At 33.2% G+C, this 25,812-nt stretch carries 21 protein-coding genes; 7 read left to right on the top strand and 14 right to left on the bottom strand.

The window, feature by feature from the left end; translation table 11 throughout:
- From ACTB1H_RS00180 to ACTB1H_RS00160, 5 genes are all read right to left on the bottom strand, one after another.
- The gene (locus ACTB1H_RS00180) at window positions 1-471 is read right to left on the bottom strand and encodes a peptidoglycan recognition protein family protein (RefSeq protein ID WP_463260809.1); all 471 of its coding nucleotides are present in this window, start codon (window positions 469-471) and stop codon (window positions 1-3) included.
- Window positions 464-1,027 carry a sigma-70 family RNA polymerase sigma factor gene (locus ACTB1H_RS00175; protein ID WP_463260808.1) on the bottom strand — a complete coding sequence of 188 codons (564 nt, stop codon included), beginning with the start codon at window positions 1,025-1,027 and terminating at the stop codon, window positions 464-466. The genes ACTB1H_RS00180 and ACTB1H_RS00175 overlap by 8 nt, the downstream gene beginning before the upstream one ends.
- 118 nt (window positions 1,028-1,145) lie before the next feature.
- The gene (locus ACTB1H_RS00170; RefSeq protein ID WP_463260807.1) at window positions 1,146-1,727 is read right to left on the bottom strand and encodes a hypothetical protein; all 582 of its coding nucleotides are present in this window, start codon (window positions 1,725-1,727) and stop codon (window positions 1,146-1,148) included.
- Between the two features lie 76 nt (window positions 1,728-1,803).
- On the bottom strand, window positions 1,804-2,601 hold the full coding sequence (gene proB, locus ACTB1H_RS00165; RefSeq protein ID WP_463260806.1) for a glutamate 5-kinase: 798 nt from the start codon (window positions 2,599-2,601) through the stop codon (window positions 1,804-1,806).
- Window positions 2,602-2,608: 7 nt separating this feature from the next.
- Window positions 2,609-3,850: a glutamate-5-semialdehyde dehydrogenase gene (locus ACTB1H_RS00160; protein WP_463260805.1), complete on the bottom strand. Its 1,242-nt coding sequence runs from the start codon at window positions 3,848-3,850 to the stop codon at window positions 2,609-2,611.
- Between the two features lie 321 nt (window positions 3,851-4,171).
- On the opposite strand from ACTB1H_RS00160, the gene ACTB1H_RS00155 reads away from it, so the two are divergent.
- The 5 genes from ACTB1H_RS00155 to ACTB1H_RS00135 all read left to right on the top strand — a co-directional run bounded on the left by ACTB1H_RS00155 (window position 4,172) and on the right by ACTB1H_RS00135 (window position 9,799).
- Window positions 4,172-5,836, top strand: coding sequence for a peptide ABC transporter substrate-binding protein (locus ACTB1H_RS00155; protein WP_463260804.1), 1,665 nt, complete (start codon window positions 4,172-4,174; stop codon window positions 5,834-5,836).
- 89 nt (window positions 5,837-5,925) lie between these two features.
- On the top strand, window positions 5,926-6,855 hold the full coding sequence (locus tag ACTB1H_RS00150; RefSeq protein ID WP_463260803.1) for an ABC transporter permease: 930 nt from the start codon (window positions 5,926-5,928) through the stop codon (window positions 6,853-6,855).
- A complete protein-coding gene (locus ACTB1H_RS00145) occupies window positions 6,856-7,791 on the top strand; it encodes an ABC transporter permease (protein ID WP_463260802.1) in 936 nt (311 codons plus the stop codon). It abuts the gene before it with no gap.
- A gap of 11 nt (window positions 7,792-7,802) precedes the next feature.
- Window positions 7,803-8,807 carry an ABC transporter ATP-binding protein gene (locus ACTB1H_RS00140; RefSeq protein WP_463260801.1) on the top strand — a complete coding sequence of 335 codons (1,005 nt, stop codon included), beginning with the start codon at window positions 7,803-7,805 and terminating at the stop codon, window positions 8,805-8,807.
- Window positions 8,807-9,799, top strand: a complete 993-nt coding sequence (locus ACTB1H_RS00135; protein WP_463260800.1) for an ABC transporter ATP-binding protein — start codon at window positions 8,807-8,809, stop codon at window positions 9,797-9,799. The genes ACTB1H_RS00140 and ACTB1H_RS00135 overlap by 1 nt, the downstream gene beginning before the upstream one ends.
- 45 nt (window positions 9,800-9,844) lie before the next feature.
- Here the strand turns inward: ACTB1H_RS00135 and ACTB1H_RS00130 are convergent, their stop codons facing one another.
- The 4 genes from ACTB1H_RS00130 to ACTB1H_RS00115 all read right to left on the bottom strand — a co-directional run bounded on the left by ACTB1H_RS00130 (window position 9,845) and on the right by ACTB1H_RS00115 (window position 14,999).
- Window positions 9,845-10,192 carry a cupin domain-containing protein gene (locus ACTB1H_RS00130; protein ID WP_463260799.1) on the bottom strand — a complete coding sequence of 116 codons (348 nt, stop codon included), beginning with the start codon at window positions 10,190-10,192 and terminating at the stop codon, window positions 9,845-9,847.
- A gap of 57 nt (window positions 10,193-10,249) precedes the next feature.
- Window positions 10,250-11,986 (bottom strand): 5'-nucleotidase C-terminal domain-containing protein, encoded by a 1,737-nt coding sequence (locus ACTB1H_RS00125; protein ID WP_463260798.1) that lies wholly within the window; start codon window positions 11,984-11,986, stop codon window positions 10,250-10,252.
- Window positions 11,987-12,161: 175 nt separating this feature from the next.
- Window positions 12,162-13,511: a hypothetical protein gene (locus ACTB1H_RS00120; protein WP_463260797.1), complete on the bottom strand. Its 1,350-nt coding sequence runs from the start codon at window positions 13,509-13,511 to the stop codon at window positions 12,162-12,164.
- A 138-nt stretch (window positions 13,512-13,649) separates the two neighbouring features.
- Window positions 13,650-14,999 carry a tyrosine-protein kinase domain-containing protein gene (locus ACTB1H_RS00115; protein ID WP_463260796.1) on the bottom strand — a complete coding sequence of 450 codons (1,350 nt, stop codon included), beginning with the start codon at window positions 14,997-14,999 and terminating at the stop codon, window positions 13,650-13,652.
- Between the two features lie 143 nt (window positions 15,000-15,142).
- Between ACTB1H_RS00115 and ACTB1H_RS00110 the strand changes: the two genes are divergently transcribed.
- Complete coding sequence (locus tag ACTB1H_RS00110; RefSeq protein WP_463260795.1) at window positions 15,143-18,085, top strand: Ig-like domain-containing domain; 2,943 nt, start codon at window positions 15,143-15,145, stop codon at window positions 18,083-18,085.
- A 193-nt stretch (window positions 18,086-18,278) separates the two neighbouring features.
- On the opposite strand, the gene ACTB1H_RS00105 is transcribed toward ACTB1H_RS00110, so the two are convergent.
- Window positions 18,279-20,120 carry a polysaccharide biosynthesis protein gene (locus ACTB1H_RS00105; RefSeq protein ID WP_463260794.1) on the bottom strand — a complete coding sequence of 614 codons (1,842 nt, stop codon included), beginning with the start codon at window positions 20,118-20,120 and terminating at the stop codon, window positions 18,279-18,281.
- 150 nt (window positions 20,121-20,270) lie between these two features.
- Between ACTB1H_RS00105 and ACTB1H_RS00100 the strand changes: the two genes are divergently transcribed.
- Window positions 20,271-22,094 (top strand): O-antigen ligase family protein, encoded by a 1,824-nt coding sequence (locus ACTB1H_RS00100; protein WP_463260793.1) that lies wholly within the window; start codon window positions 20,271-20,273, stop codon window positions 22,092-22,094.
- 9 nt (window positions 22,095-22,103) lie between these two features.
- On the opposite strand, the gene ACTB1H_RS00095 is transcribed toward ACTB1H_RS00100, so the two are convergent.
- The 4 genes from ACTB1H_RS00095 to ACTB1H_RS00080 all read right to left on the bottom strand — a co-directional run bounded on the left by ACTB1H_RS00095 (window position 22,104) and on the right by ACTB1H_RS00080 (window position 25,686).
- Window positions 22,104-22,250: a YvrJ family protein gene (locus ACTB1H_RS00095; RefSeq protein ID WP_135270438.1), complete on the bottom strand. Its 147-nt coding sequence runs from the start codon at window positions 22,248-22,250 to the stop codon at window positions 22,104-22,106.
- 42 nt (window positions 22,251-22,292) lie between these two features.
- Window positions 22,293-22,511 carry a DUF2922 domain-containing protein gene (locus tag ACTB1H_RS00090; protein ID WP_463260792.1) on the bottom strand — a complete coding sequence of 73 codons (219 nt, stop codon included), beginning with the start codon at window positions 22,509-22,511 and terminating at the stop codon, window positions 22,293-22,295.
- A 20-nt stretch (window positions 22,512-22,531) separates the two neighbouring features.
- Window positions 22,532-22,741, bottom strand: a complete 210-nt coding sequence (locus tag ACTB1H_RS00085) for a DUF1659 domain-containing protein (protein ID WP_463260791.1) — start codon at window positions 22,739-22,741, stop codon at window positions 22,532-22,534.
- A gap of 122 nt (window positions 22,742-22,863) precedes the next feature.
- The gene (locus ACTB1H_RS00080) at window positions 22,864-25,686 is read right to left on the bottom strand and encodes a hypothetical protein (RefSeq protein ID WP_463260790.1); all 2,823 of its coding nucleotides are present in this window, start codon (window positions 25,684-25,686) and stop codon (window positions 22,864-22,866) included.
- Between the last annotated feature and the right edge of the window lie 126 nt (window positions 25,687-25,812).

Below are 25,812 nucleotides of genomic sequence, written 5' to 3'. Positions count from 1 at the left end.
TTATATTTTATCGTAAAAGTAAGTCCATTCCCTCCACCCCATATCACTCATTCTTTTTGGACATATTTTTAATGAAGCATCAAAATGTCTTACCACTCTGGATTTCTCTAAATCATATTTCATAAGGAGAGTCCTAATTAAATACAATCCTTTTTCTTTAGTTATATCCCAATCATTCCCCTGATTTATGCACAATTCAATTCCTATAGAATTAGAATTAGTTATGCCAAACTTTCCTTTGCCATCTCCACAATGAAAACTTGAATTATTATCTTCCACAAGTTGAAGTATATGATTTTCATCAATTATATAATGACATGAAGCAAAGACTTTTGGTCTATCAAAATACATATAGTGATTAATGGCATTTGCAGTTTTATTTTCATTTCCGGTGTCATGAATTACAATATATTTTATTTTCTCTTTATTTCTAGCAGAGAAATTATTCTTTATTAACATCTTCTCAATCATTATGTCCCTCCATCATCTCTCTAAGTTTTTTATGAGCTCTTCTTTTTAATTCAAGCACAGTTCTATAATTGATATTGTGTATTGTACTTATTTCATCGATAGATAATCCCTTATAGTAAAACTCTAGTATTATCTCTTTTTCTTTTAAAGATAAATTTTTAAAAAGAAGTTGCATTCTTGTAGAAAAATCATCAATAACCACTTCTTCTTCTAAATCATATTCACTCGGTATTAAATCAGCCAACTCAATTCCCTCCTCATTTTTTTGATTTAATGTTAAAATTTCCCTATTGGTATTTAGCTTATTCAAGTAAAAATATTTTAATCTTGTCTTAACATAACCACTAAAATGCACATTTTTACTCTTATCAAAATCTCTGATACATTCTAAGACAACTACTTTCCCATCTTCTATTAAATCCTCATATTCATAGTAGCAATTGTAGTATTTTTTTATTGACGAAATAATCAATGGATAAAATTTTTCTACTAATTCGTATTTAGCATCATCATCATTTTTAATCGATTCTTCATAAAGTCTCTCGATTTCTCTCACTATATGCTCCTTTTTAAAGAGCGCTCTTTTATTATTCCTAGGTGAGATAAGCTTAATATAGATTTACAAAAAAATAAAAAGTAGAGTTTTCTTTGTTCTTACTCTACTTATTTAAAATCTATTTTATTTTTTCTAATATGTCATCAATTTTCATAAAAAGCCTTGCTATATCTGACTTCATGGCTGGTGAATCTTCTTTTTGATAATATACCAATGCTTCAGTTACTTTGTCTTTCTCGACATCTTTATGTAATTTCTCTACTAATTGTCCATTCTTAAACTGTTTTTCAGCAGTATTTAAAGTACATAAAAGCTTAAACTCGTTCATATTTTTTAATCGAATAATCACATCTCCATTAGCTGAATATATTTTATCTATAAAGCTTAATTTGAAAAATCCCATTGCCCCATCATCTTTACCAATTGGTTCCCTTATTTTTAGTTGTATAAAAATAAGACCTGTTGATATAGCAACAGGTAATTGTGATTTGCTCGATAACATCTTGCTATAGTATTTGTTAGATGCTTTCATGTCGAATTGATAATGTATGCATAAATTTCTAATCACAGTTTTGATAGTCTTATATATAAGTTTCTCTCCATCTGTATAGTATAATTTTGTTGAGTTTCCTAAAATACTGTCATAATATGGGATAATAGCTACTAGCTTTTCATCATATATTTCATCCGATTTTTGCATAGTCTTACCTCCTGTATATTCACTCTTTCGATAACTATGAGATGAATATATCAGAACATTTGTTCGATGTCAATATTTAATTTGTTTCATCAAATATCAATGTGCCTATATCTTCGCCTGATATAGCCCTCGAAATAACTCTTTTTTCCTTCCCTTTAAGTACTATTAGTGGTATATTGAATTTATTTACATATTCTGCAGCCATTAATTTAGTTTCAATTCCACCACTGCCAAATGAACTTTTATTCCCTATTGAGATCATATTTTTTATCTGTTTTATATCATCTATATTATGAATAATTTCGGCATTTTCATACTCCTTAGGGCTTTTATCATAAATCCCATCAATATCACTCATCAATATAAGTAAATCAGCTCCCCACAGCACACTAGAATATGCTGCCAACATATCATTATCACCTATTTTTATCTCATCTACACTGACTGTATCATTTTCATTAATAATAGGAATAACTCCTTCATCTATTAAAGTAAATATTGTGTTTCTGATATTCAAAGTTCTAGTCTTTGATTCAAAATCATCTTTAGTCAGTAAAATTTGAGCAACATGTAAGTTTTTCTCCCAAAATATCTTTCTATAGGAATCCATGAGCTCTACTTGTCCAATTGCGCAAAGAGCCTGTTTATAATGAATATCCTCTTTTCTTGACCATCTGCCAATAGTGGAAACCCCAGCTATCCTTGCCCCTGAAGATACTATTATTATCTTCTTGCCACTGTCTAAAATTTCTTTGATTTCATCGGATAATCCTTTGATGAATTCTTTATCAATTTTCCCAGATTCATCAGTCAAAGTACTTGACCCGATTTTTATGACAATTTTACGAGCGGATTTTAATATTTCCCTATTCATTTTATCCCTACTTTCTAATTTGTCCATCTCCAACTATCACATATTTATAGGTTACTAATTGTTCTAATCCTACTGGTCCTCTAGCATGTAGCTTCTGCGTGCTTATACCCATTTCAGTTCCAAATCCAAATTCAGTACCATCTGAAAATCGAGTTGATGCATTAACATAGACACAAGCTGAATTTACCCTTTTTTGAAAGATTAAAGAATTTCTTAAATTATTTGTAATTATCGCTTCTGAATGGTTAGTTCCATATTTATTTATATGTTCTATTGCATCATCTAAATCATCCACAATTTTAATCGCCAGTATATAATCTAAATACTCTTCGTACCAGTCATTTTCATATGCTAATTTAACATCAACAATCTCCTTCGTCAATTCGCATCCTCTAAGTTCAACTTTGTCATTAAGTTCTTTATATAATAGAGGCAAGAATTTATCTTTTATATGCTTGTGAATAAGTACTTTTTCACAAGCATTACAAACTCCTACTCTTTGTAGTTTTGCATTCTTTATTATGTCAATAGCCATTTTAAAATCAGCAGATTCATCTACAAATATGTGACAATTCCCTTCTCCAGTTTTTAATGTAGGAATTTTTGAATTTTCTACCACATAATTGATTAAGTCCTTACCTCCCCTTGGAATTAAGAGGTCTATTAACCCTTGCAAATTCATTATCTCATCAGCTACTTCTCTTCTTTCATCCTCGACAAAAAATACTACATCCTCGGATATGCTTGAATTTTTCAATCCCTCTTTTATAATATTTACAATTGCAATATTTGTATTTATAGATGATGAACTTCCCTTTAAAAGAATTGAATTCCCAGATTTTATCGCTAAACTGAAAGCATCTATAGTAACATTTGGGCGAGATTCATAAATTATACCTATTACACCGATAGGAACACTCATCCTCGAAATTGTCATCCCATTTTTGTGAGTCCATACCTTTTCTGACTTCCACAAAGGGTCTTTGAGTTTTTCTATAGAGCGAATATTATCAAGTATATTAGATAATCTATTCTCGTCTAAATAAAGCCGATCTATCAATCCTTCTTTCATTCCCTTTATCTTTGCATTTGATACATCCACTTCATTCATTTTTAATATTTCCTCTCTCCTTAACCACAAATGCTTAGAAACACTCAAAAGTGCATTGTTTCTATCATCAAGACTTGAGATTTCGAGATTTTTTTGAGCATTTTTTAATTTAACAGCCATAGAATATACATCTAACAACTTTCCCACCACCTTTTATTTTCGTTTATTATAGCAGATATATAATAGTTTGTGAATTATTATCTGATTATAGTGAATTTTCCCTAAATTGACTTTGTAATTGCATTTTTTTGCAATATCTTCCAATATCTTATAGAGTTAAGTCCATATATGAAATAAATAACATTCTATTTCCATATTTTTATACATTTTCTAATTTTTCTTAATTTTTAAATTGATAAGAAATTGGCAAAGGTTGCTAATATATTGCCTCTTGTCAAAATATTAAAATAATGTTAAACTTATCTTGTCGTAGTGCAATTTAAAAAAGGGGGAAATTATATGAAGAGCAAAAAATTATTGATATTGCTAAGTTTGCTTTTAGTCGTTTCAGTATTTGTCTCAGCTTGTAGTTCAGGCGAAGACACTGCTACGCCAGAACCTGAAACTCCAACTACAGGCGAAGAAAAACCAGTTGAAAAAATACTTCGTACTAACAACTCAAGTGAACCCGGTTCATTAGACCCAGCACTTGCTCAAGGTACTCATGAATCATGGATACTAAACAATTTGTTTGAAGGCCTTATGAAACATGATTCAACAGGACAAGTTATTCCAGGAATGGCAAAAGAATACACTTTATCAGAGGACGATTTGACTTACACATTCACTCTTAGAGATGATATTTATTGGTCAAATGGAGATCCTGTAACTGCTCAAGATTTCGAATTCGCATGGAAAAGAGCTCTTGATCCTGAACTAGCAGCAGACTATGCATTCCAACTATACTACATCAAAGGTGCAGAAGCATATAACTCCGGAGAAGGAACAGTAGATGATGTAGCTGTAAAAGCTCTTGATGACAAAACTCTAGAAGTAACACTTGAAACTCCTACTGCATATTTCTTAGATCTATGTGCATTCTACACATATTACCCAGTAAATAAATCTGTAGTAGAAGCTAATCCAGATTGGGCAAAAGACCCATCAACTTATGTTTGCAATGGGCCTTTCATGCTTAAAACTTGGCAACATAATGCAAAAATAATATTAGCTAAAAATGAAAATTACTACGACAAAGACAGTATAAAATTAACAGGAATTGACTTCGATATAATTGAAGATGAAAATACAGCATGGCAAAAATATGAAGGCGGAGAGTATGACATATTAGTAACTCTTCCACAAGCTGTAGTAGCACAGCTTAAAGCTCAAAATAGTCCAGAGCTTGAAATAGGTCCACAAGTTGGAACTTACTATTACAACCTAAACAATGACAAAAAACCTTTCAACAACAAGAAAGTAAGACAAGCATTGGCATATTCACTAGATAGACAAACTATCGTTGAAAAGATAGCTCAAGGTGGTCAAATTGCAGCAACAGGCGTTGTACCTCCAGGACTATTGGATGAAAATGGAAAAGACTTTAGGGAAGTTAATGGCGACTTAATAGGATACGATGTTGAAAAAGCTAAAGCATTATTTGCTGAAGGGCTTGCTGAAGAAGGCATGACAGTCGCAGATTTCAATGCACAAAAGTTTGTTTTACTTTATAACACATCCGAAGCACATAAGAAAATAGCTCAAGCTGCTCAAGAAATGTGGAGAACAAACCTAGGTATAGAGATAGGTCTAGAGAATGTTGAATTCCAAGTAAAACTAGACAGAGAAAAAGCTGGCGACTATGATATATCAAGAGCTGGATGGATCGGAGACTATAGTGATCCAATGACTATGCTAGATTTGTGGTACTCAACAGGACCTTTCAACGATGCTAACTACAACAATCCTGAATATGATAAACTTATAGATCTAGCAAAAAGCACTGCTGATCAACCCGTAAGATTTGATGCTATGAGAAAAGCTGAAAAAATATTGATGGAAGATGTACCAATTGTCCCAGTATATTTCTATACTCAACCATATGCAGTAAAACCATATGTATCTGGAATATACAAGACTCCACTAAACTATCCTACAATAACATACGCTGACATAAATAGATAATCTTTCAGAAATATTATATTTTTTTAGAGAAAATCAGGAGCTCTGCTTTCTGATTTTCTCTTATTAAAATATATGAAAGGAGCTAAACGATGAAAAAATACTTGCTTAAAAGGTTTGGTATGGCAATAGTTACTCTATGGGCCATAGTTACCATAACATTTATACTGATGCATTCTATCCCTGGTAATCCATTTGCCCAAGAAGGAAAAATGCCGCCTATAGTCTATGAAAACCTTCAGAAAAAATATGGACTTGATAAGCCATTATATCAACAATACTTTATATATCTAGGTAATCTACTTAGAGGTGATTTTGGCGAGAGTATGAAGTCTCGTGTTGAAACAGTTAATGAGATGATAGCAAGAGGTTTCCCAGTATCAGCAAGATTGGGTGCTCAAGCTTTAGTATTTGCTATAATTTTTGGACCAGCACTTGGTGCTATGGCTGCTCTTTATCAAAATAAAATTCCCGACTACATATCGATGATTGTAGCTATTATAGGTATATCAGTACCTAGTTTTGTAATGGGTACGTTTCTTATACAGTTTGTGGCAAGAAATATCGGTTTTTTACCAATTGGAGGATGGGGAGAATTTAAGCATACAATTCTGCCATCTTTTGCATTAGGTCTTATGCCGCTAGCTACAATGGCAAGGCTTATGAGGTCTAGCATGCTTGAAGTTCTAAATCAGGACTACATCAAAACTGCGAAATCTAAGGGTCTATCCAAGTTTGCAGTAATCATGAAACATGCTGTTAGAAATGCAATACTTCCTGTTGTATCAGTATTAGGTATCACTATATCTAACCTATTGGTAGGAAGTTTTGTTATCGAAAAAATATTTGGTATCCCAGGCTTGGGGATGTTCTTTGTTAAATCAATCAGTAACAGAGATTACACGCTTATAATGGGAACTACTGTGTTTTATGCACTTATACTCGTTGTGATGTTACTATTAGTAGATATAACATATATGCTTGTTGACCCAAGAATAAGACTAACTGAGGAGGGACATTAAATGGCTGAGCTTACTAAAGAGATGTTTGAAAGAGCCACAGAAGAGCAACAAAATGCAGAAAAAATAAGACGACCTAGCATAAAGTATTGGCCTGACGTATGGAGAAGGTTAAAACAAAACAAATTAGCTATGGTTGGTTTAACTTTAATAATCTTAATCACATTGATGGCTATAATTGGGCCTATGATAAGTGGTTATACCTATTTTCAACAAGATTATAGTAATATAAATGTAAAACCTAATTCTCAGTTTTGGTTTGGAACCGATGAACTAGGTAGAGACCTTTTCACTAGAACATGGTATGGAGCTAGATATTCGCTTTTGATAGGTGTTTTAGCTGCTGCAATTGATTTTACAGTTGGTATATTATATGGTGGTATAGCAGGAGTTTCATCAAGGAGAGTTGACTCCGTAATGATGCGTATTGCTGAAGTAATATATAGTATTCCATATCTATTGGTAGTAATTTTGATGTCAGTAGTTTTCTCAAGCCAAGGTTCTGGTACTTCTTTATTTGTAATAATACTTGCTATGACTATAACTGACTGGGTACCTATGGCTATTTTGGTAAGAGGTCAGGTACTTCAATTAAAGGAAGCAGAATACTCTCTAGCATCTGAATCTTTGGGTGCTGATCAAGGCTGGATACTGCGAAAACATATATTGCCAAATACTCTTGGCCCAATACTTGTAAATGTTACTTTAACTATACCAAGAGCTATATTTGCAGAAGCAACTTTGGGTTTCTTAGGTTTAGGTCTACAAGCTCCCAAATCAAGTCTTGGTACACTGGCAAATGATGGATTAGCAGGAATGGCAGTTGGATTAACCTACCAGATTATATTCCCTGCACTTTTGATATCCTTAATAATGTTCTCCTTCAATGTATTAGGAGACGGACTTAGAGATGCATTAGATCCAAGGCTTAGGAAATAGGAGGGGGAAAAATGGAAAACATACTAGAAGTTAAGAATTTGCAAGTCTCCTTCAAGACCTTCTTTGGTGAAGTTGAGGCTGTTAGAGATATTAGTTTTACTGTCGGGAAAAAAGAAACCGTGGCAATAGTAGGAGAATCTGGTTGTGGTAAAAGTGTTACTGCAAGTTCAATCATGCAGCTTTTGCCTATGCCCCCAGCTTTCTACAAAGGTGGAGAAATCCTTTTTAAAGGTGAAGATATAGTAAAAAAGACAGATAAAGAAATGCAAGATATTAGAGGAAGTAAAATTTCAATGGTATTTCAAGATCCAATGACTTCCTTAAACCCAACAATGAGAGTTGGTAAACAAATAGTTGAGGGTCTTATTAAACACCAAAAATTGACGAGTAAGGAAGCTCATAAAAAAGCTATAGAAATGCTTAAATTAGTTTCAGTACCTCAGCCTGAAAAAAGAGTCAACCAATATCCTCATGAATTCTCAGGTGGAATGAGACAGAGAGTTATGATTGCTCTAGCAATGGTTGCAAATCCAGAACTTTTGATTGCAGATGAGCCAACTACAGCTCTAGATGTTACAGTTCAAGCACAAATTTTGGATCTTATGAAAGAACTTCAAGATAAATTGAATATGTCAATTATATTAATCACACATGACTTGGGTGTAGTTGCAGATATGAGCGACAAAGTCATAGTAATGTATGCAGGCCAAATAGTAGAGCAAGGAAATGTAAATGATATATTTAAAAATCCAAAACACCCATATACGATAAAATTACTTGAAAGTGTTCCTAGGCTAGATATGAAACGTGATGAAAGTCTAAGTTATATAGAAGGCACTCCTCCAGATTTATATATTCCTCCAAAAGGGTGCGCATTCTTTGATAGATGTGATTATGCTATGAAAGTATGCAAAGACTATATGCCAGACCCAGAATACCATAGTTCAGAGCATTATAGCAGATGTTGGTTAAATCACCCATTGGCTAATGACATCCGACATGAAAGGAGTGTTTAATGATGACAGAACCTATTTTATCAGCAAGAAATATCAAGAAATACTTTAATGTTAGCGGAGGAACACTAAAAGCAGTTGACGGAATTAGTTTTGATATATATCAAGGTGAAACTTTAGGTCTAGTTGGTGAATCTGGATGTGGAAAAACAACTGCAGGCAGAACAATAATAAGACTTTATGAGCCTACTGAAGGAGAGCTATACTTTGAAGGTGAAGATATATATAAATTATCAAGACATAATATGAAGCCTATTAGAAGAAATATCCAAATGATCTTCCAAGATCCATATGCATCACTTAACCCACGTATGACAGTTGAAGAGATTATAGCTGAACCACTTGATATTCACGGTATATATAAATCAGATAAGCAAAAAAGAGAAAGAGTATTTGAGTTGTTGGAACTAGTTGGGTTAAACGAAGAGCATGCATTAAGATTTCCTCATGAATTTTCAGGAGGTCAAAGACAAAGAATTGGCGTTGCCAGATCCTTAGCATTAAATCCAAAATTCATCGTATGTGATGAACCTATTTCCGCACTAGATGTATCTATACAAGCCCAAGTCGTAAACTTGCTTAAAAATTTGCAAACACAAATGGGATTAACTTACCTTTTCATAGCACATGATTTGTCTATGGTAAGATATATCTCTGATAGAGTTGGTGTAATGTATCTAGGTATGATGATGGAACTTTCTAAATCCGAAGAATTATATGACCACCCAATTCATCCATATACACAAGCACTGCTCTCAGCAATCCCAATCCCTGACCCAGAAATTCAAAGGGCTAGAAAGAGAATAATACTTGAAGGAGATGTACCTTCTCCTATTGACCCACCTCCAGGATGCAGATTTGCAGATAGGTGTTTCTATACTATAGATGAGTGCAGAAAGGTAACTCCTGAGTTCAAAGAAGTAAGACCTGAACATTTTGTCGCTTGCCATAGATCAGGCGAAATCCTAGCAGGTACTGCAGCTATGACAAAATAACAATAAACTCCCAATAAGGCAGATTGCCAATATTGGGAGTTTGTTTTATTCATTTAATATGAGCATCAAAAATTCTAAGTCCTCATCTCCAATTGCTTCTATAGAATGAAATTCACCGGGTCTACAAATAGTAAAATCTCCAGACTCTAAAAACACTTCTTTTCCGTTATCATTATACATTGCATGACCATTTAATATGTAATATGTTTCTTGGTCTTTCTTGTGTTGATGATAACCTATTGAATTTCCCGGTTTGATAATAGCTTTTCCAAATAATTTACCCTTTCCTAAAAATTCTTCTTCTTCTAATAATCTAATTATCGTCACATACCCTTTGCCACCTTTTAAATTCTGTACTACCTCTACCTCAAAATCATCAAAATGCTTTACCATATTGGCCTCCTCTGTTATACACCTATTAGGCAGCCCCAACGGGCTGCCTAAGATCAACTATTTAGTTGGAATTAATATGATTTGTCCAGGATAAATCAAGTTAGGATTCTTTAATTTATTGTATTGAGCTAATTCTTGCCATGGAACTTTGTATTTCAACCCAATTCTATAAAGAACTTCTCCTTTTTCTACAATGTGTTTAATATCTCCTGCTGGTTCAGTTGGTTCAGTAGGAGTAGTAGGCTCTGTAGGTGCTTTTACTGCTTTAATCCTTCCTTCAACTCTTGGTCCTATCATCTCAGTTAGAGAAATATATTCAGCTAGTACGTCTGATAATAAACCACCCTCACCTACAAATGGTTTGTTAGTAAACATAGTGTATCCGTCTCCACCAGCAGCTAAAAAGTCATTTGTAACCATAGTATATGTTTCAGTCTTATCAATTGGTTCCCCATTTATTGTAACAGAAACTATCCTTTGCCCAACTGGTTTTGATGGATCAAAAGTGTAGGTTAAACCACTTACATGTGGAAAATGACCTGCTGGTTCAGGATAAGCATCAACACCGTGTTCTAGTGCTTGTAATACTTCTTCACCAGTAACTTCTATGACTGCAAGAGTATTGGTAAATGGAAACGCAGTCAGTATTTCTCCTAATGTTATTTCGCCTTCATCTATAGATGCTCTAATCCCTCCGCCATTTGTAAGAGCAAAATCTGCTCCAGTAAATGATCTCATAGCATCTGTGATTAAATTACCTAGATTAGTTTCTCCTGTTCTAACTAGTTCTCTAGTTCCTTCAAGTTTTACTTCAGTTCTTCCAACAACAACATTCTTTAAAGGCTCGTTTTTCTGAACTAATTCTTCTACCATCTTTGCTATTTCTTCATCAGGCTCAGTTTCTTTTAAATCTTCATAAGTCATTACTTCAGCAGTTCTCTTAACAATCTTACCATTGTCAAATTCTAATTTAACAAATCCTACATCTTGAGTATATGACCCTGCTTGAACTATCAAAGTGTCATTTACGATCATACCTTCTTCAAGCATATGATGACTATGTCCATCGACGATTAAATCAATTCCTTCTACATTTTCAGCTAATTTCTTTGCAGTGTTGACACTTGATTCATCTATGCCCAAGTGTACTAATGCAATTATTACATCTGCACCTTTATCTTTTAATTCTTTGACATACTTATCTGCTGTAGTTACAGCATCAGCGAATTCTATGCCTATTGTATTAGATGGGTGTGATTTATATTTTGTTTCATCTGTAGTAAGTCCAAAGATACCTACTTTTAGCCCATTTTCCATATCTTTAATGATATATGGCTCAAAGTCTGATGTTTTGTCTGATTCCTTTACGATATTTGCCCCTAAAATTGGAAATTCAGCCATTTCTTTTAACTCTAATAATCTGTTATATCCATAGTTAAAATCGTGATTTCCGGGAGTCATTGCATCAAATCCCATTTTATTCATGATCTTTACTATTTCTTCACCTTGAGTTAAATTAACGTCAATTGTTCCGTGGAAAGTATCTCCAGCATTTAAAAACAACACATTTGGATCAGTAGCTCTCAATCCATTGACAACGCTTGCAAGTTTTGCAAATCCTAGTTCACTACTTCCTTCATTTTCTGCGACTCTTCCGTGCATATCGTTTACATGAAGAATAGTCAAGCTCTCGCTACTAGCAGCTTGAGTAACATTTGTCGGTACAATTAGAAAGCCTAAAACCATTGCAAAAGAAAGAACAATACTTAGAAACTTTTTATTCCTGGTAATCATAAAAATCCCCCTTTATTTTTTATTGCGTTTTTTACTGCGTCTTTTATATACCCATGAATTGTAAAAAATACACATGATTAATAAAATCATCTTTAAAAATTTATAAAAAAATGAAAAACTCCCAAGTAGTTTGGTATTACCCTTTGCTACTTAGGAGTGTGCTTTATAAAAATATTTAATTAATTGTTACACTTAAGCTTGGTACAATAACCCCATCTAAATAAACGTGAACAGCAACTAACTCTGTCCCTGTTTTTGATATGAAGACAAACCCGTTGTTTAATACAGCTAAATCATCATTTGGAGCTGTTCCAAGTCTTACTTTTACTCTGTCGTTATCAATATTATTAAGATTTAATTTGCCAATATATTGTCCGTCTGAAAATGCGATTGGCTTAAATACCCAAGATAATTGTGCCATTTCTAACTCTCTCAGTTTTAACTCGGCTTCGATTAGATTAGACAAATTAGTTACTAAAGCTTTATTTTCTTGAGATAATTTTTCATAACTAGCTCTTGCTTTAATTATACTATCCCTATCTGACAATTTAACATTATCTTTCGATGGTAAAGCATTGATCAAATCCATCACATATTGAACAGTAATCGTATTTGTGTCATTTTTAATAATCCTAGTTAATTCACTGTTCACTACACCGTTTATTTCAACAGTTACAATCAAATTTTCTGCATTTGTGTTCACATTATATCTGAATGCTCCCAATGCAGTCATTACAACTTCTCCATTGACTTTAACAACTACATTTGATACTTTTTCCGGTATAAAAAGCTTCCCAATTAAAACATTGTTATCTTGATATTTAATGAGTTTAGGTTCTTCAACCCATCTCAATGTTGTTGATTCTAAAAATCTTATTCTTTCTAATGCTTGATTTACTTTAGCTAACATCGTTTGATATTCCACATTTGTTGCTGCACTCATCCCAAGTAAGCGTCTCAGATCATTTAGTGCGTCTCTTGCTTCAATTACTGTTTGTTTGTCAGTTAATTTTAAATTTTCCAAGGTAGGAATTTTAGCAACCTTTTCTCTAGCAATTTGAAAAGCTTTCTCTAATGTCAAAGTTGGCAATGTCTTAACATCTACGTTTTGCTCATAGAGCTTAACTTTCCCTACATAAACTCCAAGTACAAGTTTCTCTAGGTTATTTTTGTTCATCAATTGGCTAAAATTGCCATTTTTATCTAGATTGACTACAACATTGTTTAATTTAACTTTTATCTTTGTGTTTCCCTTGAATTGAGATAAATCCATGCCATCAATTTTGACATTTCCATTTACTTGAATCAAATTCTTAGCTTTCATTTCTTTTAACTCTAAATTTTCAACTTTTACTTTGCCTTTGAGTTCTTGTAATATTTGATCGCTAGTAGATAGCTTAGTCACAATTTTAGTATCCACTTTAGCTTTTGATTTGCCATTTGGACTATCAGCAAATGCTATTGCTGAACTTAGTGTCATAACAAATGCTAAACTTAAAGCAGTCAGTTTTAACAATCTTTTCATTGTTTCCACCCCTTTATAATTTTCTTCAATTATATTATATCACTTTGAGTTTAAATTTAATCAGATTATGGAAACTGTAACAATAATGAAATAAAGCACCATTTCTATATGTTTCGAAATGATGCTTTAAAATTAGAGTTATATTTCATTATAGTCTTTTACATAAAGATGTGAATAACCTAAATATTTCTCTTCCTTAAGAGGTATTTTATTCAGTGCAACCCCTACTAAATTAGCTTTTACGTTATTAAGTAGTTCAACAGTATGTTTAGCAAGTTCCACTTTTGTTTCGTTTACTCCAACAACTAAAATAGTTGCATCAAAAATCGCCGTCAATTCAACTCCATCAGCAACTGTAGTAGATGCAGGAGTATCAATTATGATTCTATCAAAGTTTTCTTGAATGATTTTTTTAATGTTCAATATTATGTCAGTATTTAAAAGCTCCGTACCATTTATATTGTCTTCTTTCCCACTGGGAACTAGGTAAAGATTATCACTAATTTTATGACTGAATAATAGATCTTCGATTTTAATTTTGTTTTGTAGTAAATCTATCATCCCCGGTTTTTCTTCTAAATTATATTTTTGGCTTAAACTAGGATTCCTAAGGTTAAAATCTACAATCAGAACTTTATCTCCTGAACCGGCAAAAGATTTTGCTAGATTTTCAGCAATGTAAGACTTTCCTTCTTTAGGTATGGTAGATGTTATGACATAACTTTTTAAATCTCTATTTTTGTTGTATTTAATATTTGCTCTCATGATCCTAAAAGACTCTAAGGACTTATTGTTTTTTGCTTTATTTATATCTGCCGGGGTAATTTCGCTTGGTATAGTAGCTATTACAGGCAATGATAGATAATTTTTAACGTCTATCGGAGTTTTTATAGTATCATCTAGATATTCTATCGCAAAAGATAAAAACGCACCCAACATTAATCCCAAAATAGCCCCAATAGATATATTAAGAATTGTATTTTTTTCAACTGGATCTTTTGGTATGATAGCTTTATCTATTAATGATACTGATTCAATTTCAACATAACGGCCTGCATTGTTTATAAATAAAGTAGCTAATTCGTTAGCAATTGAAGCCGCAATCTCAGGATCCTCATTTTTAGCAGAAATTCCAATTATTGGTGCAGAACTAGTTTGATATATACTTATATTTTTTTGATAATCCTTGTATTTCATATCTAGTCCTAAGTTTCTGCTAACCTCATCAAACATGCTTCTAGATCTCAAAATATCAATGCAAGTAGCAATAAATCTCTGTTCTTTTTGAAGTTCTTGAGAATCATTAACTATTTCAACCTCTTCACTTTCAGGCCTTTGTATCATTAAAGTTGTAAAAGCCTCATATTCATAACTCTTTAATAAGCTGAATGCCAAACCTAGTAAAGTAGCGATGATAGTAATCATGATGATTAATTTTTTATGTTTATTTAACAAAAATAGAATTTCTTTTAAGCTTATTTCTTCCACGAAAGTATCCTCCCTAAAATAATATGATAATTCGATTATACAATACACTCTGATCATTCACAATACTAAATTAACTTAAATGTAATATTAAAATACTGTGTTTTGGTGTATAATTACAGTATAAAACTAAAGGGAGTGATTTTATGAAGCGCATTATGTCTTTTGTGCTGGCATTGATACTACTGATGAGTACAGGATCAATAGTATCTGCAGACAATCCTTACACAGAACAAGGGGAATTTCTAAATAAATTAGGAGTGCTTCTTGGTGACGAAAATGGAAATCTAAATCTCGATTCTAAACTTACCCGTGAGCAAATGGTAGTACTCATATCAAGGCTATATGGCAAAGAAGATGAGGCGAAAAACTATAAAGGAGTAAATGTATTTAAAGACTTGGGTTCTAACCAAGCTTACTACATCCCCTATATACTGTGGGCAAAAAACGAAGGCCTCATAGTAGGTATGACAACGACTCAATTTGGATATGGTCAAACTGTTACAGTTCAACAGTTTCAAACAGTTCTCCTAAGAGCTTTGGGTTATACAGATGAGGCAAAAAACTGGTCTAATGTGCCAACTCTAGCCCAAAATCTCGGGATTATGAAGGGGTTAAATTTCGCTGCATCTCAGACACTAACTCGTGGAGAAGCTTCTGCTATGATATACAATGCACTAGCACTGCCTGTGAAGGGAAGTACTATTTCCCTCATGGCAGTGTTGAATTTAATTCCACTTGATATTAGCTATGATGCAAAAGTGGTAAATGACTCTTTAAACTTAAAGGGTTCTGTAAAAGATGTCAGTGAGTTGAAGCTATACTTAAAATCCAACAATGGAATACAAACTTTAAATATCCCTTTAAATGATGATGGTTCTTTTGACTTTACAAAAAATGATTTAAACTTAGGAGAATACAGTTATATTATTTTTAGTGGAACAAAATCTACAGAAATAAAGACTTTCTCGATCACAAATATAAAATTTGACCTGTCAAGTGTCTTTGCTGACAATTTAAAAGAAATAAAGATAAATCTAAATAAACCTGTAGATACAAATCTTTCAAGTTTTGTATATAACTATGAGACAAATGCAGGTGCTATAAACAGAGTTTACTATGAAAATGTAGATAAGACAATTGTACTTGTATTAAACGGCACAATGGAAAATGGTAAAGAATATACTCTAACAGCTAAAAATATCAGATCTACCACAAATGAAGTTGTAGAGTTTAGCAATAAAACTTTCACTGCAAATGACACAACTCCTCCTAGAGTGACTGGTATTGATGTTTTGGGAACTACTGGAATAAGAATCAATTTTTCAGAGCCTATAAAAACAGTTCCTTCAATGAGCAACTTCAACATTAATGCAACCACATCTTTGTCAAATCCAGTGCTATCATATGAGTCCATAGAGTTAAGATACTCTACATCAACTACATTAGCCCCTGGAACATATACCATACTGACACAAGGTTTAGAAGATTTTGCAGGAAATAAAATAAACATTGATACAAGATCATTTACTGTTGTAAAGGACACTTCTGCTCCTGAGATAGTTAAATCGACAGCTTCGGTGGATCAATTGACAGTTGAATTCAATGAGCTCATAAATCCAATAACAGTTACTAAAGAAAGCATCTACTGGAAACAGGATGGGGTATACAGAAAATATCCAGATTCAATTACTGTGGATGGAAAAAAAGTAATTGCAACCTTTAACACAAACCCTATTCCAAATAAAGAAACTAGCATTTTCATCGAAGGAATAGGCGATTATTCTGACAATAAAATATCTCAAGTATTGATAAAAGTAACTCCAACAGTAGATACAAGAAAACCTGAAGTGGTGTCTGTCATGGTAGGAGATACAGGTAAGTTCATAAAAGTTATATACAATAAAGCAGTACTTGGAAATGTACCAAGTAGTTATAGCGTAGTAGATGCTAATGGAAGTATGGTGTTGATAAAAGATGTAGTTGGAAGTGGAAGAGAATACACGATTAACTTTTACAGTACCTTGCCAAAAGGCGCAGTAAAACTTACGGTATCAGAAATTAAAGATGTAAATGGAACGAAGATAGAGCCATATACCACTACACTCAATGTAAAAGATTTTGAAAGTCCAAGATTATTAAATTATTCAGGCTACGGAAATACAATTATCATGGAGTTTTCAAAGCCAATGGACGAAAAAACCACTAGTTATTTATATAACTACATCGCAAAAATTGGCGGGACTGAAGTTTATCTAATACAAGGTACTCAAATTAATTTAAGTCCAGACTTGAAAACTTTAACTATCGTACTTCCAGACTATATGTATGGCAAAAAAGTAATGATAGGTGCTGCTGATAACTTGACAAATCTTGAAGTAAGAGGTTTAAAAGATACATCTGGCAATTTCACTGATCCTCTGATATTGAGTTTAAAATTTGAAGGCAGTGCAACTGGAAATGGAAAAGTTGTTGACTACTATCCAAATATAACAGGCAAACAAGCTGTATTGACAGAACCTAATCTCATTAAAGTAAAGTTCAATATGCCTATAATAAAAGCTGATATATCGGATTTTGTAGTTGCAGGACACACTATTTCAAGAGTAATAGTTGACGGATCAAATACAGTGCAAATAGTGCTCGCTGATAGCACGACATATATTCAACCAAATACAACTGTCATTCCAAATACTAATAAAATAAAGACATCAATTGGAACAAATGTAGACCCAGGGCTATTTAATGTAGTGGATGAAGTAAGCCCAGTTCTAAAGAGCAATTTAGTGATGATAAATGGAAACAATATGGAGATAACCTTTAGTGAGCCTTTAGAAGAAGAGGGAGCTAGCCTTTATAGAAGAGATCTTCAAATAATTAGACTGGCTGACAATAAAGTATTAAGTACAGATGATTACACAACAACTGTAAAATCAACAGATAAATCAACTTTAGTCATCACATTAAAATCTAAACCTATACAGTCAAAATATTCAATTAGAGTTATTGATAACCCTATATATATAAGAGATTTGGCAGGGAATTTAGTAAAGCCCTCTCAAATGATTGAAACAATTCAGCCATTTTAAAAAACCACAGTGAACAATTCGTTCACTGTGGTTTTTTAAAATTATTTACGAAATGTTCAGCTTAAAATTCTTTATTCTTATCTGTGTGATTACATAGTTTGAAATCGTCAATTTTTTAGTTATATTTCTTACTTATTAACTAATCTATTCTATCTACAAATATTTATAGAATACATACAAAAAAGAGGAGTATTCACTCCTCAAATTTATATGTCTTTACTATTCTTTTTACATATGACCTTATTTCATCATCACTAAGATCATTAATTGCTTTTCTCAATTCCTTCAAGTTGCTTTCTAATTCTTCATAATCAATGTTCGTGGGCTTTGCAACATATATCTTCTTATGCTTTGTAGCATTGACTCCTTCTTCGTCAAGTATTAATTCCTCATACAGCTTTTCTCCTGGTCTTAATCCTGTGATTTTAATTGGTATTTCAGTGTAGGGCTCAAATCCTGATAATTTAATTAAATCCTCAGCAAGTTTTATAATCTTAACTGGCTCTCCCATATCCAATATGAAAATCTCTCCACCTTTTGCCATCGCACCTGCTTGGATGACTAATGATACTGCCTCGGGTATGGTCATAAAGTACCTAACGACATCTTTATGTGTAACTGTGACAGGCCCTCCTTCTTGAATCTGTTTTTTAAATAGGGGTATTACGCTTCCGTTGCTGCCAAGCACATTACCAAATCTTACTGCAACAAATTCTGTATCGTACCTGTCATTAAAAGCTTGGATTACAAGTTCACAAACTCTCTTTGATGCCCCCATTATATTGGTGGGATTTACAGCTTTATCTGTCGATATCATCACGAATTTCTTAACTCCGTTTTCTACAGCAGCTTTAGCTAAATTTACAGTACCAAATACGTTGTTTTTTATTGCTTCTTTTGGACTAGTTTCCATCAAAGGCACATGTTTGTGTGCCGCAGCATGAAATATCACATCAACTTTTTCTCTTCTTAAAATTTCTCTGATTCTCTGCTCATCTCTAATTGAAGCTATGTATACAATCAAGTCCAAATTTGGAAATCTCTTTCTCAGTTCGTTTTCAAGCATATACGCATTGTTCTCATATATATCTAATATGATTAACTTCTTAGGGTTTTGTATTGAAATCTGCCTTGCTAGTTCAGAGCCAATTGACCCTCCTCCACCAGTAACTAAAACTACCTTTCCATTTAGGTATTTACTTATTTCTGATAAATCAGTTTTGATCTCTTCTCTACCTAGTAAGTCTTCGATCTGCACATCTCTTATCGCACTTACACTTACAACCCCATCTATGAGTTCATACATGCCGGGCAAAATCTTTAACCTTGCTTTAGTGTTTTTCCCTATTTCGACTATTTTACTTACTTCAGATTTAGGTGCTGACGGTATGGCAATAACTATTTCATCGATATTGTATTTCTCTGTAAGTACTGGTATATCTTCTCTAGTCCCAGCCACAGGCACTCCATAAATTACCTTCCCTTTCTTACTTTTATCATCGTCTACAAAAACCACAGGTTTATATGCATAGGAGTAGTGATTTTTAAACTCCTTTAATATCATCGCACCTGCATCGCCTGCTCCCACTATCATAACTCTTGTGATTTTGTCGTCATTAGATTTGACTTTGTGAGTTAATTTTTCATTAGCAGTTCTTAAGAGAAATCTAAAACCCCCAATAAATCCAATATCAAATACTGTCATCATCACATAAACAGACCTAGGTAGTGATGTCTGTAAAAATGTAATTACTGCAATAGCTGCTATATTTGCGACGACGCCTGCCCCTATTATCTTTAGCATTTCATCTATACTTGCGTACTTCCAAATACTTTTATAAAGTCCAAATAAATAGAATACTAAAATCTTCGAAACTGAAATAAACAGAAATGTGCTCTTATACACTTCTAAATAATCTAAGAATTGAGGATTCGTTATGCTTTCAAACCTTAATAATAGAGATAATATTGCAGAAATATTAATACTTAAAAAATCAATAATAATCATAAGCAGGATCTTTTTACTAAACCGCATGTCAATTCACCTCCTTTTAGCCTTTTAGAATATACTACAACAAAAATTTCCTTATTTCAATAAACATTGACTAATTTTAAATTATTCCCTTAAAAATACGCTTTAAATGATGTATAATACTTATATACTAAAAAATTTAAGGAGGCATACATGGCTAAGAAAGATAAAACTATAAAGAAAAAGTACAAATATGACATATGGATCATACTACCCCTTATTGTCGCAGTAGCAATTATTCCTTTAATAATCTACCTCAAGGTTGTGCCTGTACCTGAAGAGCTGAAGTATTTCACAAATGGTCAGGATAATGCTGACTTTTTCTCATATTACAAAATGGTTTGGTTAACCATAACAACTGCTGTCGGACTATTCATGTTTTTCTCAAGGTGCTATTTAAATAGACAAATCGAATTAAGAAAAGATAAGTTCTATTATCCGATGCTAATTTATGCAATCTTAATAATTCTTTCAGTTATTTTTTCAAACTATAGATCCGTCGCAACAAAAGGGTTTATTGATAGATATGAGGGGATGTATGCACTTCTTTCATATTTGAGTTTGATGTTTTTAGCATACAACACTATTGACAATGAAAAACAAGTGAAAGTATTAGTTTATGCTCTATCTATTTCATCAATTGTCATGAGTCTGATAGGATTGACACAATTTTTAGGAAGAGATATCTTTATGACAGATTTTGGTAAGAATTTGATCCTTCCAAGTGCTTATGAGCATTTAAAAGACACCCTAAACTTCACATTTGCAGAAAGTAAAGCAACATACGGCACGCTTTACAACATCAACTATGTCGGAGTCTACACTAGTATGCTATTTACCATATCGCTCACTCTAGTACTGCTATTGAAGAATAGAAAAGAAAAACTCTTCTTCTTGATAGTAGGTGCAGCAAACTTCTTGACATTACTTGGCTCTAGATCAAGAGCGGCACTTTTAAGTCTTGGAGTTTATGTAGTACTTGCACTAATCTTTTATAGAAAACAAATTAAGCACAATTTAAAATTTTTTGCGCTGTCTTTTGCCATCATCTTAGTTATATTCTTCGGAGTAAACACTGCTTTAGATGGAACAGTAACAGATAGATTGATATCAGGGGTTAAGTCTTTAGTAGAAGTGAGCTACATAGATTTTGAAGATATAGTATTAGATGAAAATAATATAAATATAAAATTTAATGACCATGAAATAAAAGTAGTCAATGAAAATGGATTTTTTAGCTTTTACGATGAAAACAATTCACCACTCGAAGTTGAAATGATTGAAGAAGGCGTATATAAGATAAAAAATGAGCCATATAATAAGCATACATTTAAGTTGTTAATGTCTGATGCTAGTGGGCTTGTAGTAGAAGCTAATTTGGCAACAAATAAAGGAGCAAAATCCATCCGATTTGCATATGATGAAAATAACAATGCAAAAGCATTGGGGTATAGAGGAGAACTCCTTGGAAATGAAGAGATTAGGGCTGAGTACTTTAACTTTGAAGGTAGAGAATATATGGCATCTAATAGAGGTTATATATGGTCTAGGTCTATTCCTTTGATAAAGGATACAATATTTATTGGACTTGGTCCTGATACCTATGGGATATACTTCCCTAACAATGATTTTGTAGGAAAGATAAAGGGGTTAAATAGTATTTATACAGTGGTTGATAAACCACACAATATGTACTTGCATACTGCAATAACTACAGGACTATTGTCTTTGTTAGCAGAATTGGCTTTGTTTTTAATGTATTTTGTTTCAAGCTTTAAAGCATATTTTAAAAAGAGTCAATACAATTCATTTATGGAATCTGCAGGACTTGGAATATTCTTTGCAATCTGCATGTATCTATTTACAGGGTTATCAAATGATAGCATAGTGTCTGTTGCGCCTATCTTTTGGGTTCTGTTGGGGACTGGATTTATTATCAATAGAAAAGTAGTTGAAGCTGATAAAGGGATTGATTAATCAATCCCTTTAATTTAGTTTAGTTTCTATGACTTTAGATAACTCAGTTATACTTTTAGTTAACTCATTTAGCTTTCCTTCGATTCTCACTAGCAAAAATAGCGATATAACTATAGGAAAACCTAAATTGGCTATGTTTGTATAGAGCTCTTCCATGTTTTCACCTCTTTAAATTAAAGGGAGCCTAGGCTCCCTTTTTTAAAATTCCATTTCTGTAGTTGATGTTGTAACTATGCTAGCTTTGCTTGGTGCTGTCAATAGACCATTCCTTGATACAAAGGTATTTAGTCCGACAAGCCCTGTCATAGCTTGGTGTATCTCTTCTTGAGTCAAATCAGCTCTGGGGTTGTCGACTGATATGTTGTATGCTCTGTTTGCAGCGTCTAAAAACTGCATGATTAATTTAGTCTTTTCCATAAATTCTCTCCTTTCTTATTTTATTCTGTAATGATAGCTTCCTCGATTCTTTTAACATTGATAAGTGCTTTTTCTTGAAGTCCTGAAATCAATTCTCCTGCAGACAGTATATTTTCATCTGTTGCAGTTAAACTGATATTTGAGTAGGTTTTGGAGTCGATCTTTTGTTTTCCGTCAACTACTCCACCGTCTAACTCAAGCTTTAAACTTTTCTTTGTTATCTCAACCATTTTCTCACCTCCCTATACTTTATATATATGAAAAGGGAGTAATATGTACTACGTTTCAACAAAAATTGGGCATAAAAAAACCTCAGGAAACCCGAGGTTTTTTGTGGTTTATTTTTTATTGATTATCGTTCTTCTGGTACTGCAATAACAGTGATTTGTTTGTTAAGTCCATCTACGAATCCATGAACAACGAAACTATCGCCTGCTTGTAAACCAGTTGCTGTTAAAGTTCTACTATCATCTACAGTGACTGTACGTTCTGTTGGTACTCCTGTTACTGCAAAGCTAAATCCTGATGTCTTAGCTACTCCATATTGGTCAATAGCAACAAATTGCAATGCTGAACCTGTTATTAAATTAAGATTATTAATCTCATTAACTGGAATTTCTACAGCACCTTCAACTGTTACACCATCTGATTTAACAGTGAGAGATTGTGCTTTTGGTGCAGCGTCACTGTATACAACATCTTTAGTTAAAGTATAGCTCTTTGTACCAGCTTCTACTAAAACTGTAATAGTTGCAGTTTTGTCGGCTCCATTTGTTTCAGCTCCACTTGTTGTCGTATATCCTGTGATTGCTCCTCCAGTTGTCAATCCAACATTGTCATACACTGTAACTATTACAGATTGTGGAACTTCTACTTTATTGCCATTATACATACCGTAGACTGTCACTGTTTGATTGTGTTCTGGCTGTCTAGCATCTCCAGTACCAGTATAAATTTTGTTCATATCATTTATTACAAACTGAGTTATATCATCTAGATCTACTACTGTTATTGTTACATCCATTTGATCTAGAAGTACATCAGCTGTATCATCTTTAAACAATTTAACAGTATAAACATCAGATCCAGCTGTTGCTGTTGCTTTAATCTTTATACCGCTCATTGTAGTTGATGAGACAGATTTAGGTGTAACTGTATAGTAATATCCAGTCCCAACTGTAGTACCTACTTCTATTTCTTCACCATATTGGTCTAGGAATACTACATTTCCTTCTATTTGTGTTTCCATGGTTGGATCATTTGCTAACATTGATACGAAATCAGAACTCATTCCTTTTATAGATGCAGCTACAGGTGCTGGAAGTGCTGTCAATGTTAGAGTTTGAGTTTTACCAGTTCCAGTAACTACTATTACTGATATTGGTGATGCAGTTGGTGTTATTTGGATTGTTACAACACCAGTTGTATAGTTGGTTTTTGTAGTTAAAGTTGCATTTGTTACAGATATGGTAGTATCATTGTCTGTATCATTAATTTTTAAAGTTAACTTATTAGTACCTGAGTTAGTACCTGAGCCAGTAATTTCTATATCTTTAAGAGCAATCTCATTGCCATATGTGTCAATTACAGTTACAGGTAATGTTGTTGCCTTATTGATTTTTAATTCAGAATCAGGATTACCAACAGTAACAATATCTATTTTTGCATCTGCAAGTACGTTAAATGTAGCAGAAGCTGTTTTCCCTGTTGCTTGAGCAACTATTGTCAATACAACTGTTCCTGATAATGCTGATGGAGAAGCAGTCTGTAACTCAATTACGGTTCTGCCATCTGCTAAATCCTTAAATCCTTTAGGATTTAATATTTGTGCATTTGAAGTGTAGATCTCAACTCCTGTTTTTAATTCACCTGCTTTTAATAAATTACCATATTGGTCTTTTATTTCAACAGGAATATAATACTTTTCTAAATTACTGCCATTAGTACCATTCAAATTACTTACATTTATTGGTTTTGTAGCTAATGTTGGATCATCAGTTTTAAGTTCACCAATCTTTATTTCAGCTACTTGTGCCCCTTGAGCAACTTTCATAGTCTTAGTAGCTACAACACCTGTTTGTTGGTCAACTATAGTAACAACAACAGTTTCTCCAACTACAAATGCGCCAGGAGATACAGTTAATACCAACTGTCCTGAAACAATTGATCCAGTACCCTTAGATGAAGAAACATTTGCGCCAGTTAATGATACTTCTTCTCCGTATTGATTTAATCCTACAACTCCTGCTTTAACTTTAGTATTTGGAGTAACTCCAGGATCATTAGAAATTACTAAGACATCTCCCTTAATTTCTATGGAAGTAAGTTTTGCAGCTTCTACTTTTAGAGTAGCTATCAAAGCTTCATCGGTTAATCCAGTTACTTTTACAGTGTAATCTCCAGCAAGCATGTTTGTATTAAATTCAACTACTGCTGATTTATTATCATCTGCCCATGTAACTGATTTTACTGAAGGTTTTACTGTCCCTCTAGTAACTTCAATAACTGCTTTTGTCTTGTCTACTGGTTTGTTAAATGTTACAGTGATCTTCTTAGCTCCTGTTGCTTGTGCAGTCATAGTAAATTCTGCAGGCATTTCAATTTCTAAAGTTTCAGCTAATGTCTTTTCACTGTCTTTAACTTTTGTATTAAGTGCTGTTACTGTCATAACTGACATATTTCCTCTTGGCAATTTTGCTGTAGCTTCAAGAGTTACACCTTCTAATAGACCTAAGTCTTTAGCTGTTGTATAAGCATCTTCCCACTCAACATCTGTATAGCCAAGTGCTCTCAATAATACTAGAGCGTAATCTTGTACAGTTATGTCATCTTCAAATCCGAATTTTGCATCGTTATATCCTTTGTAATATCCTTCTGCTTGTGCCCATCCTAGGAAAGGTATATAATAATTGATTGTTATGTCTTTCCATGTTGGAGCGTCTGGATAATTCTCTGCTACCTCTTCTTCGCCTAGAAGTCTAGCTAGCATTACTACTGCGTCTCTTCTTAAAAGAGTCTTATCTAGCATTAAATTGCCGTTTTGATCTCCTTTAAGAACGCCTAATTGCTCTAGAAGTTCCCCTGCTTCCTCTTGAGGAGTTGCAGCTTGTGCATAAACAGGAATCATTCCTAGAACCATTACTAAAGCTAACACCAATGATAGGGTTCTCTTCATGTTCTAATTACCTCCTTATAATTTTGTTTTGATTTGTACTGTTAAGTACAGTAACTCGCACTTTACAGTTATTATAACACCTACTTTAGCGTTGGTCAACAAAATGTAAATATATTGCATTCTTTG

The sequence above is a fragment of the Soehngenia sp. genome (genome assembly GCF_055108775.1).
This window is presented reverse-complemented; position numbering and strand designations above follow the sequence as displayed.